10 protein-coding genes are annotated in these 10,572 nt (G+C 65.9%); 2 read left to right on the top strand and 8 right to left on the bottom strand.

All coding sequences use genetic code 11. The features are described 5' to 3' along the window. On the top strand, positions 1-377 hold a 377-nt coding region (locus tag VA602_RS12850), incomplete at its 5' end, for a transposase (protein ID WP_323453381.1). A gap of 85 nt (positions 378-462) precedes the next feature. Here the strand turns inward: VA602_RS12850 and VA602_RS12845 are convergent. The 4 genes from VA602_RS12845 to VA602_RS12830 all read right to left on the bottom strand — a co-directional run bounded on the left by VA602_RS12845 (position 463) and on the right by VA602_RS12830 (position 5,562). Then, complete coding sequence (locus VA602_RS12845; RefSeq protein WP_323453380.1) at positions 463-1,911, bottom strand: efflux transporter outer membrane subunit; 1,449 nt, start codon at positions 1,909-1,911, stop codon at positions 463-465. Continuing rightward, positions 1,908-2,969, bottom strand: a complete 1,062-nt coding sequence (locus tag VA602_RS12840; protein WP_323453379.1) for an HlyD family secretion protein — start codon at positions 2,967-2,969, stop codon at positions 1,908-1,910. The genes VA602_RS12845 and VA602_RS12840 overlap by 4 nt, the downstream gene beginning before the upstream one ends. 23 nt (positions 2,970-2,992) lie before the next feature. Next, the gene (locus tag VA602_RS12835; RefSeq protein ID WP_323453378.1) at positions 2,993-4,534 is read right to left on the bottom strand and encodes an MFS transporter; all 1,542 of its coding nucleotides are present in this window, start codon (positions 4,532-4,534) and stop codon (positions 2,993-2,995) included. A gap of 122 nt (positions 4,535-4,656) precedes the next feature. Then, complete coding sequence (locus tag VA602_RS12830; RefSeq protein ID WP_323453377.1) at positions 4,657-5,562, bottom strand: LysR family transcriptional regulator; 906 nt, start codon at positions 5,560-5,562, stop codon at positions 4,657-4,659. Between the two features lie 274 nt (positions 5,563-5,836). On the opposite strand from VA602_RS12830, the gene VA602_RS12825 reads away from it, so the two are divergent. Further along, on the top strand, positions 5,837-6,283 hold the full coding sequence (locus tag VA602_RS12825) for a universal stress protein (RefSeq protein ID WP_323453376.1): 447 nt from the start codon (positions 5,837-5,839) through the stop codon (positions 6,281-6,283). Positions 6,284-6,286: 3 nt separating this feature from the next. Here the strand turns inward: VA602_RS12825 and VA602_RS12820 are convergent, their stop codons facing one another. The 4 genes from VA602_RS12820 to VA602_RS12805 form a co-directional block, all read right to left on the bottom strand. Then, complete coding sequence (locus tag VA602_RS12820) at positions 6,287-7,147, bottom strand: efflux RND transporter periplasmic adaptor subunit (protein WP_153773215.1); 861 nt, start codon at positions 7,145-7,147, stop codon at positions 6,287-6,289. Between the two features lie 10 nt (positions 7,148-7,157). Then, positions 7,158-7,358, bottom strand: a complete 201-nt coding sequence (locus VA602_RS12815; RefSeq protein ID WP_054894899.1) for a DUF1656 domain-containing protein — start codon at positions 7,356-7,358, stop codon at positions 7,158-7,160. Next, positions 7,348-9,504: an FUSC family protein gene (locus tag VA602_RS12810; protein ID WP_323453382.1), complete on the bottom strand. Its 2,157-nt coding sequence runs from the start codon at positions 9,502-9,504 to the stop codon at positions 7,348-7,350. Before VA602_RS12810 ends, VA602_RS12815 begins: the two co-directional genes overlap by 11 nt. After that, on the bottom strand, positions 9,504-10,572 hold a 1,069-nt coding region (locus tag VA602_RS12805), incomplete at its 5' end, for an efflux transporter outer membrane subunit (RefSeq protein WP_323453375.1). The genes VA602_RS12805 and VA602_RS12810, both read right to left, overlap by 1 nt.

The raw sequence follows: 10,572 nt of genomic DNA, 5'->3' as shown, positions 1-10,572 counted from the left end.
GCCAAGCAGTAGAGGGCATTGGTTTTCTCACAGCGACAGCATTGGTGATGGCTTTTGTGAGGGGCGAGTTCAAAAGCAGTGACTCGTACATTGCATTCCTGGGAATGGATCTACGAGTTAATGATTCCGGACAGAAGAATGGACGCCGCCGCCTTACCAAGCGAGGTTGCTCAGAAATTCGTCGCTTATTGCATAACGCTGCGATGGCTGCCAGCAGATCTGCCGCTTGGAAGGGACTTTATGAACAGCATCTGAGCACGGGTAAAGCAACGACCCAAGCTCTGGTAATCCTGGCAAGAAAGCTCGCGCGGGTGGCATTCGCCCTGATGAAAAATCAGGACGAATACGTCACCAAAGGGGCGAAACTGGCTTGCTGAGAACCATAGAATCTCCCACAAGTACAGAATCGGTGCTGTCCGTCCTGTGGGAGCGGGCTTGCCCGCGAAGAATCCACCACCCGTCTCAAACCTTGTCGAACGCCTGCCAGCCTCCCCCAAGCGCCTTGTACAGCCCCACCAGCGCCTGCGAAACCGCCGCCGAGCTGTCGATCCACTGCTCTTCGCTGGCCAACAGTGCCGACTGCACGGTCAGCACGTTGAGAAAGTCCACCGCCCCTTCCACGTACTGACGCTGCGCCGTTTCCAGGGCGATGCGGTTCTGCCGCACCGCCTCGGCCAAATGGTCACGGCGCAGTTGGCTGGCGTTGTACAAGCGCAGCACATCGTCGATCTCATGCCAGGCACCCAGCACCACCTTGCGGTAGTTCAGCGCCGCCTCCTGCTGCTGCGCCTCACGCAACTGGAGCGTGCCTTTCAGGCGGCCGCCTTCGAAGATCGGCAACGACAACTGCGGCCCGAAGGCGAAGCGCCGCGAATCCCAGTTGCCGAAATCAGCCAGCTGCATCGATTGGAAGCCGGCACTCCCGGACAAGCGGATGCTGGGGTAGAAATCCGCCTTGGCCACGCCGATGCTCGCGGTGGCGGCATGCAGGCGGGCTTCTGCCTGGCGGATATCCGGGCGGCGCTCGGCCAGTTGCGAAGGCACACCGATGGCGAACTTCTGCTCCGGCGCCGGCAACGCGCCAGCGTCCAGCAAGGTGCTCTGCAAACTGCGCGGCGGCTCGGCCGCCAACAGGCTCAGGGCATTGATCAGGTCATCGCGACGCGCCTGCAAGGTCGGCAGGCGCGCTTCGATCGACGCCACCTGGGCATTGGCCTGGGCCACGTCGAGGCGAGTGGCGACGCCCTCGGCCTGGCGGTCCTCGGACAGCTTCAGGCTGTGCCGGGCAACCTTCAGGTTATCCTCGGTGACCTGCAGGGTGTGCTGCACCGCGCGCAACTGGATGTAGTCACCCGCAGTCTCGGCGAGCAGCGCCAGCAGCACGCCATTGCGGTCATTCTCGGCCACCTCGACACTGGCGTCGGCCGCCTCGACCTGGCGCCGTACCCGCCCCCAGAAGTCCAGCTCCCAACCCGCTACAAGATCGCCCTGCCACAGGTTGAAGGCCGACTTGCCAGCCTTGCCGGACGGGTCGCTCAGCCCTTCGGCGCTGTTGCGCGCACGGCTATAGCTGGCGTTGACATCCACCGACGGCAGCTCGTCGGCTGCGACGGTACTGCGTAGCGCCCGGCTCTGCAGCAGGCGTGCGCTGGCGATCTGCAGATCGAGGTTGCGCGCTGCGACCTGCTCGATCAGCGCACTCAGGCGCGGATCATGAAAGCTGTCCCACCAGCGCAGTTGCAGCGGCTCCGCCACAGGCTGGCTCGCCGCCTGCTCGCCCTGCAGGGCGTTCCACTGCTGCGGGGCCTGGCTGTCGGGGCGCTGGAAATCCGGGCCGAGGGTGCAGCCGGCCAACAGCGCGGCGAGCAGCACTGTGGAAGCGGTTGCCGCAATGGCTGGATGGGCTTTCATCGCGCAGTCACCTCTTTGCCGGCCAGGGTGTCGCCGTGGGTATCGATGGTCGCCTCCACCGACATGCCCACACGAAGACGCTCGAGCAAAGGCTGCCCATCATCGAAGACGATCCTCACCGGAATCCGCTGCACCACCTTGGTGAAATTACCGGTCGCGTTGTCCGGCTTCACCGCGGCGAAGGTGACGCCGGTGGCCGGCGCGATGCTCTCGACATGCCCGCGCAGGGTCTCGCCGGAGAAGGTATCGACACTGATGCGCACCGGCTGGCCGGGCTGCACATGGGTCAGTTGGGTTTCCTGGAAGTTGCCGACCACATAGGCCTGTTGCAGTGGCACCACCGACAGCAGCCGCGCGCCTGGATTGACGTAGGCGCCAACACGCAGCGCGCGCTCGCCGACCATGCCGTCCACCGGTGCAGTGATGCGGGTGTAGGACAGGTCCAGCTCGGCTTTTTCCACGCCGGCTTCGGCGCGCTTGAGTTGGCCATCGGCACTGGCGACTTGTGCCTGGAGGATGTCGACCTGCTTGCGCGTGGCCACCAGCGCCGCCTGGGTGTTGGCCAGCCGCGCACGGGCCTGGTCGACCCGGCTGCGCGCCTGCTGGGCGTTCTGCACGGTGCCGGCGCCCTGCTCGGCCAAGCGGCTGTAGCGCGTCACTTCATGGTCGGCGAAACCGGCCTCGGCCTGCGCCGCCTTCACCGCGGCCTCGGCCTGGGCGATCAGCGCCGCCTGGCGTTCGAGGGTGGCGCGGGCATCGACGGCCTGCGCCTTGGCCACCAGCAGTTGGGCCTGGGCAGCATCGAGCGCGGCCTGGTAGTCGCGGGCGTCGATGGTCGCCAGCAACTGGCCGGCCTTGACCTGCTGGTTGTCCTCGACCAGCACCTGCTTGATGAAGCCTGCTACCTTCGGCGCGACCACGGTGTAGTCGGCGGTGACGTAGGCGTCGTTGGTGCTCTGGCGGTGGTCGCTGCCGAACATCCAGGGGCCGACGATGGCGGCGAGGACGGCCACGGCGAGTACCGAGCCGATGAAAACTGTCTTGCGTGCTTGGGTCATGTCATTTGTCTCGAACTACAGGGTCAGGCCACCGCACGGGGCGGATAGACCCGGGTAGGCACAAAGGGAATCAGGCAGATCAGGGCCACGGCGATGCAGGCCATCACCAGGTAAAGGTCGGCCGAGGTCAGTACCAGGGCCTGTTCGTGAAGGCGCCTGGCCAGGTTCGCCGCGCCGTCGTCCAGCAGTGGCGCATTGCCCAGGCTGTCGACCAGATGGTTGGAATGAAAATGCCTGCGCAGGGTGCCCAGGGCATCGAGCAGCCCGGTAGCGATCACTGCCGCCAGGCCCTTCACGGTGTTGAACCAGGCGGACGCGAACGGGCCTTCCTGCGGGGTCATGCCGTTGGTCGAAAGCATCAGCAGTGGCAGCACCGCCATCGGCTGGCCGAACACCTGCAGCAGGTAGTACGGGTAGAAATCACCGCGGATCCATTCGCTGGTGAGCAGGCTGCTGCCCACGCACGAGGCCGCGAGCATCGCCAGCCCGCTCGCCAGTACCCAGCGGCAGTCCACCGCTCGGATATTGCACAGCGCTGCGGTGAGCGGCAGCGCGATCAGTTGCGGCATGGCCACCAGCATCATCAGCGGGCTGGTCTGCGCCGGGCGATACCCCTGGATCTGCGCCAGGTACGCCGAAGGAATGCTACCTACGCCGGAAAGCACGACCAGCACGCCGGCCAGGGTCACGAGGGCGAAGCTCAGGTTGCGCCGCGACAGCATGCGCAACTGGAAGAACGGCAAAGGCTCGGACCATTCGTTGTACATGAACAGCACCAGCAGCAGCAGGCCACCGCCCAGCAACCAGCAGATCAGCGGCGAATCGAACCAGCCCCAACGATCGCCCAGCGACAGGCCAAGCACGATGCTGCTGAGGGCCGGCAACCCCAGCAGCATGCCGCGCCAGTCGAACTGCCGGAAGCGCTCCAGGCGCAGCGGGTCCTGCGGCAGGCCCCAACCGACGCAGAAGATCGCCAGTGCCGAGGGCAGGATGATCTGCCAGAACGCCCACTGCCAGCCGACATATTCGGTCCACAGGCCCGCCAGTGGCGTGCCGAGGTTGGGCCCGAACGTGGCTGTCAGGGCATAGCAGGCCAGGCCATAGACCTTGATGTTCGGCGGCAGGAAGCGCAGCGCCACGCTCATCAGCATCGGCGGCAATGCCCCCGAGGCGAAGCCCTGCAGCACGCGCAGCAGCATCAGGCTATGCAGGTTGGGGGCCAAGGGCTGGACCAGGCCCAGCACAGCGAACACGCCAATGGCGGTCATGGTGAAGCGGCGCAGCGAGAAGGTGGTGGCCAGCCAAGGTGCGAAAGCCATGGCCGACACCGATGCAGCGGCATACACCGCTACGAGCCAGGCCCCCTCGTCGGCGCCGATGCCCATGGCGCCGCGGATATCGGCCAGGGAAATCTTCGTCACCGCCTCGTTGAGCCCGGCACAAAGCACAGCCAGCAACACTCCGAACAACCCCACCACCACGCGCAGGCCGAATGGCGTCTGCGCGGGCGCAGCGGCCACCGGGGCGGCAGCGAGTGCAGCGGCGGGTGCGCTCAGGGAACTCATTTCTAGACATCTCCAGCAACATTTTTCAGCTGTGGGAAGTCTAGGGGTGGGCAATGCTTACGAAAACTGACTTGTTGGCAGTTTTATATTGCGCCAGACGCAATCCGCTTTCGGTGGTGGCCTCAAGGCTCGGTCCCGCAACACGCCTTCAGCGTGCGCCGCAGCCACCGATGCGCCGGGTCATTGTCGAAGCGTGGATGCCAGGCCTGCATCACCCGCACCTTCTCCAACTCCACCGGAATCTCGAACGAGCGCAGCGGCAGCCCGAACTTCAGCACATTGCCGAGGATATTCGCCGGCATCGGCAGGATCAGGTCCGAATCCGGCAGGGAGAACATCGCCGAGTGGAAACTCGGGGTGATCAGCGACACCCGCCGCTGCAGTTTGTAGTTGCCCAGTTCCACGTCGATCGGCCCGTTGGCCCGCCCGCGCCGCGACACGCTGATCTGTGGATAGCGAGCGAAGTGCTCGGGGGTGATCGGCGCGTCGAAGATCGGATGGTCGTCCCGCGCCAGGCCCACGAAGTGCGTATCGAACAGATGCTGCACCTTGATCTCCGGCCCCAGTTCGATGCTCGAGCTCACCACCAGGTCGATCTGCCCGTGGCGCAGCACGAGGTCGTCATCGCCATGGGCTTCCGGCACGAAACGCAGCACCGTGCGCGGTGCCTCGGCCAGCATCATGTGCAGCAGACGCGCGCCATACAGGGCGACGAACAGGTCGTTGGTGCGAATGTTGAAAGCGCGCTCCAGGTTCGGCAGGTCGACGTCCTCGCCGCTGTTGAACACCAGCCCGGCCTGCTCCACCAGCGCCCGCACCTGGTCACGCAGGGCCAGCGCGCGGGGTGTCGGCACCAGGCCGCGCCCGGCCCGCACCAGGATCGGGTCGCCCAGCGCGTCGCGGATGCGCCCCAGTGTGCGGCTCATCGCCGCCGGGCTCAGGTTCATGCGCTGCGCCGCGCCCACCACACTGCCCTCGTCGAGCAGGGCGTCGAGGGCGACAAGCAGGTTCATGTCCGGGAGTTGCATGGCCGATTTCCGTGGCGAGTGTGGGAAACGCGATGGTAGCAGGTCGCACGATTGCGTCTGGTGCAATGACGCCGTGCGTGGGGGGCCATTTATCCGGGTTGGCGGAAGATTCGAGAATGGTGGGGTTCTTTTCGCGGGCAAGCCCGCTCCCACAAGGATTTAGCTGGCTGTCAAATTTGAACATGACAGTTGCTCTCACATGGCAACCAGTGGGAGCGGGCTTGCCCGTGAAAAGATCGACACCGCTCACCCGCCCTGACACAAGGCCCCGCCAATGCCCATCCTCATCGCCATCGACGCCTCCCCAGCCAGCGCAACACTGCTAGACCTCACCCGCCGCTACTGCCGCCCAGGCGAACATCAATTGCAAGTGCTGCTGGCCATCGACCCGACCTTCGCCGTGCACGAGCGCCCAGCGTCCTATACCGAGCAGGAACTGGAGGAATACCCCGCGGCCTGCGAGGAGCAGCAACTGGCCGAACGCGCCCTGCAACAAGCCGTGGCCACGCTGCGCGAAGCGGGTTTCCAATGCCAGGGTTGCATGGTCGCTGCGCAACCGGTCGAGGCCATCGTCGACAAGACCCGGGAACTCGGCTGCGAGCTGATCATCATGGGCCACCGACACCTGTCGCGCCTCGGCAGGCTGCTGGACCCGTCGATCAGCAGCAAGGTGGTCGACCGGGTACAGGTGCCGGTGCTGGTCTGCCCGGCAGGCGAGTGACCCTCACGCCCCGCCCGGCTTGACCACCACCGTGCAGGTCGTGCCCGCCGCCAGCAGGTAGCCCTCGGGCACTTCATCGATATGAATCCGCACCGGCACCCGCTGCGCCAGGCGCACCCAGTTGAAGGTCGGGTTCACATCGGCGACCAGCTCGCGGCTCTGCGGGTTGTCACGGTCGTAGATGCCGCGGGCGATGCTCTCGACATGCCCCTTGAGCAACTCGCCGCTCATCATCTGCAGCTCGGCCTGGTCCCCCACCTTCACATGCGGCAGCTTGGTCTCCTCGAAGAAGCCGTACACCCAGAACGAATGCTCGTCCACCACCGCCATCACCGCCTCGCCGGTGCGGGCGTAATCGCCCTTGTGGATGTTCAGGTTGGTGACGTAGCCGTCGACCGTGGCAACGATCTCGGTGCGCTTGAGGTTCAGCTCGGCCGCTGCCAGTTGTGCCTGGGCCTGCTGATAGTCGGCCAGGGCGGCGTTGGCGATATTGCTGGCGTCGTCGCGGTTCTCCTTGGAGATGACCAGGTTGTCCAGGTCGGCACGGCGCCGTGCGTTGACCTTGCGCATCTCCCAGGTGGACTTGCGCGAAGCGACCAGCGCCCGGGCCTGCTCCACTGCCAGGCGATAGTGCTCGGGGTCGATGCGGATCAGCACATCGCCCTTCTTCACCTGCTGGTTGTCACGCACCGGCACGTCCACCACATAACCCGGCACATCGGCCGCGACGTTGATGATGTCGGCGCGCACGCGACCGTCGCGGGTCCAGGGCGTGGTCATGTAGTGCAGCCACAACTGGCGGCCGATCACCACGGCAGCGGTCAGCACCAGCAGGGTGGCGAGGAAGCTGAAGAATTTTTTCATCGAAGGTTTCTCACCAGTAGACAGACAGCGCCAGTGCGCCGAACAGGCAGACGAACAGGGACAGGCGCAACAGCGCCGGGTGCCAGAAGAAGCGATAGCCGTCGTGACTGGCGATGAAGCGGTCCAGGCCCCAGGCCAGGCCTGCAGCGAACAGGAACATCAGGGTCATGGTGGGCATGTACACGCCATGGAAGGCGATCTCACGGGGCATGGTGCAATCCTTTGGCCGGGGCCAGGGGTGACTGGGGGTCGAGCAGCGAGGTGCGGATGAAGTGCAGGTAGCTCTGCGCGCGGCGCAGCACCGACGTGTCGAAGTGCCGGGCGAAAGGTTCGTCGGTGGCCTGCACACGGCTGATGGCGTGGTCGACCGCCACCAGCGCGCGCTCGTGGTTGCTGGCGTTGGGCTGCAGGAACAGCCGCGCCAGGGCGCGCCCCATCACCCGTATCGCCTGGCGCCAGGGCTGCGATTCGGCATAGGCCGGGTGCACCGGGGCATTGGCCTGCTCCTTGCGCAGTTCGATCACGGCGTGACCGACTTCCGATACCACGAACATCCAGCCCATCAGCTCGGCCTGCACCTGCGGCTTGCCGGCCGCCAGGCCATAGGCCTGGTGCAGCAGGTCGCGGGTGCGGCTCTCGAACGCCGAGCCCAGGCCCCGCAGGCGCCCAGCGATGGCGAACAGCACCTGTTCGCGCAGGTCCTGCTCCAGGCGGCTCCATAGCCAACGACTGTTCGGCGGCAGGATGATCGCCCCGGCCGCAGCGCAGACCAGCATGCCGATGATCATGCCGATGTAATCGTTGATGAAGGCGTATGGGTCGTAGACCGTGAGGTTGTTGGGCACCGAACCGATGGCGAAGAACACCAGCAAGCCCACGCCATAACCGGCATAGGCCGGACGCGACGAGAGGAACGCACCGAGCACGAACACCGGCGCCAGCACCATGCACAGCAGGGCGAAACCGTCGATCCAGGGGAATACGAAGAAGGTCTCGAAGAAACCGATGAACGCCCCGAGCAGGGTGCCGCACGCCATCTGGAACGACATGCGCCTGGGGTTGGGCGAGGCTGCCGAAAGGCCGGCGGTGACCGTGGCGATCAGCGTCATCATGGCGCCGCTGGGCCAGTCGCTGAGCAGCCAGTAGCTGCCCAGCAGCAACAGCACCGCGGCGCCACGCACGCCGGCGGCCAGCGACACCAGCCAGCTGGTCTGTGCCACATAGGGCTCGTCCCACTGCTCGCGTTCGTGGTTGTGCGCGGCCAGTGAGGCGTGGGTCTGGGCGTAGCTGTAGAGGTCGTCGACCAGGCGGTAGAGCAGCTCGTAGGTGGTGTGGAAGTCCAGCAGGTCGGCGTCGCTGGGGCCGGTCTCCAGGTACGCCGCACGCAGCCCGCGCACCTGCGCCTGGAGGCCATCCTTGTAGGCTGCCAGTTCCAGGGTCAGGCGTAGCGCATCGGCATCGGTCAGGGCTCGCCCGACGTAGGGCTCGAGCAATTGCGCCAGGGTATGCAGGCCCGGCTCGATGGCACCGACGATCTGCGCCGGGCCGCGTGCACGCAGGCGTTCGAGCAAACGGTGCAAGGCGTTGAAACGGGTGGTGATGGCCATGAATTCGCTGTTCATGCGCACCAGGCGACCGGAGCGCCTGCGCATGTGCGGGTCTTCGAAGGCGGTGACGTTGCGCAGGCTCTCCAGCCCCACCGCCTCGGCGATGAAACGCACGTTGCACGACTCGAACAGCGCACGCTGGCTGTTGCCGCGCAGGGCCTGGACCACCACCCCGGCAAACACGCCGAAGCGCTGGTACAAGGCATTGCGCATGGCGGCGCTGGCCGATTGCGGCAGGATCGCGGCACTGACCAGGGTCGAGACCAGAATCCCCAGAGAGATCTCCAGCACCCGCCATACCGCGGCCATGAATGCCTGGTCAGGGTGCTGGAGCACCGGCAGGCCGATCATCGCCGCGGTATAACCGGCCAGCACGAAGCCATAGGCGCGGAAGGTGCGATAGCGCATGGCCCCTGCCGAGCACAGACCAACCCACAGCGCCAGGCTGGGCAGGAACAGCTCGGTGTTCTGCGGGAAGATCGCGATCAGCGCGACCATCATCGCCGAACCGGCCAGGGTGCCGAGCATGCGGTAGAAACTCTTGGCGAACACATGCCCGCTCTGCGGCTGCATGACGATGAACACGGTGATCATCGCCGTGCGCGGCTGCGGCAGCTCCAGACGCATGGCCAGCCAGAGGGTGAGGAACGCCGCAGCGAGCACCTTGAAGATGTAGACCCAGGTCACCCCGTCGGTGCGCGCCCAGGCAAAGAAGCCCCGGCGCCATTCCAGGCTGGACAGCCAACGCATCATTGCTCGCGTCCCGAGGCAATCAGGGCCGGCGCTTTCGGCACCGCCTGATGCGCCTCATCCGGCACGTCGCTGCCCGCGCCAAGACCACCGCCCAACGCCGTGACCAGCTCGGCATGCACACTCAAGCGCGCGGCCTGGACCTGCTGCTGGATCTGCTGCTGGCGAAACAGCAGGGTCTGCGCATTGAGCACGTTCAGGTAGTCGGTCAGCCCGCGCTGGAAGGCAACCGTGGCGATGTCGTAGGTCTTCTGCGCGGCGGCGACCGATTCGGCCGCGAAGTGTGCCTGCTGCGCCATCGACTCGCGACGGATCAACTGGTCGGAAATCCCCTTCAACGCCCCGACCACTGTTTCGTTGTAATGGGCAACAGCCATGTCGTAGCCGGCCGAAGCTTCACCCAACTGCGCGCGCAGAAGCCCGCCATCGAAGATCGGCAAGCTGATGGCAGGCCCGACGTTGTAGTTGAACTTGCGGCCGGTGAGAAACTCCAGCGGCCCGCCACCGGTGGCCATGAAACCAAGGCCGCCGACCAGGTCGACATTGGGGAAGAAGCCTGCGTGGGCGACCTCGATGCCGCGGGCCTGGGCTGCCACCTGCCAGCGGCTGGCGACCACGTCGGGGCGCTGGCCGACCAGCTCGGCGGGCAATGCCGAGGGCAAGGACAGCGGCGCCGCGAGCGTCAGTGTCGGGCGCTGCAGGCTGGCCCCCTCGCCCGGCCCCTTGCCGGCCAGTGCCGCCAATTGATTGCGCGTCAGGGCAATTTCTTCATCGAGGCTGTCGAGCTGCCGATGGGTTTCCGGCAACGGCGCTTCGGCCTGACTGACGTCCAGATGGGTGCCGATCCCGGCTTCGAGGCGCCGCCTGGCCAGCGCGAGGATCTGCTCCTGCTGCTCCAGCTCGGCCTGGACGATGTCGCGCTGGGCGAAATGCAGGCTCAGCTGGATGTAGGTGCGCACCACGTTGTCGTGCAATTCGAGCTGGGCCTGGCGGGCTTCGGCGGCGCGCATGTGCGCCTGGTCCAGCGCCTGCTCAGTGGCGTTGCGTTCACGGCCCCACAGGTCGAGG

This window comes from Pseudomonas machongensis (assembly GCF_034961125.1).
GTDB lineage: Bacteria > Pseudomonadota > Gammaproteobacteria > Pseudomonadales > Pseudomonadaceae > Aquipseudomonas > Aquipseudomonas machongensis.
The sequence above is the reverse complement of the archived record's forward strand: the minus strand, read 5'-3'. Positions and strand labels throughout refer to the sequence as shown.

Excerpts from the sequence above, each read along its gene's own strand:
- VA602_RS12825 (WP_323453376.1), top strand. The coding sequence starts at position 5,837 with ATGCCCATCCTCATCGCCATCGACGCCTCCCCAGCCAGCGCAACACTG.
- VA602_RS12820 (WP_153773215.1), bottom strand. The coding sequence starts at position 7,147 with ATGAAAAAATTCTTCAGCTTCCTCGCCACCCTGCTGGTGCTGACCGCT.
- VA602_RS12815 (WP_054894899.1), bottom strand. The coding sequence starts at position 7,358 with ATGCCCCGTGAGATCGCCTTCCATGGCGTGTACATGCCCACCATGACC.
- VA602_RS12835 (WP_323453378.1), bottom strand. The coding sequence starts at position 4,534 with ATGAGTTCCCTGAGCGCACCCGCCGCTGCACTCGCTGCCGCCCCGGTG.
- VA602_RS12830 (WP_323453377.1), bottom strand. The coding sequence starts at position 5,562 with ATGCAACTCCCGGACATGAACCTGCTTGTCGCCCTCGACGCCCTGCTC.
- VA602_RS12845 (WP_323453380.1), bottom strand. The coding sequence starts at position 1,911 with ATGAAAGCCCATCCAGCCATTGCGGCAACCGCTTCCACAGTGCTGCTC.
- VA602_RS12810 (WP_323453382.1), bottom strand. The coding sequence starts at position 9,504 with ATGCGTTGGCTGTCCAGCCTGGAATGGCGCCGGGGCTTCTTTGCCTGG.
- VA602_RS12840 (WP_323453379.1), bottom strand. The coding sequence starts at position 2,969 with ATGACCCAAGCACGCAAGACAGTTTTCATCGGCTCGGTACTCGCCGTG.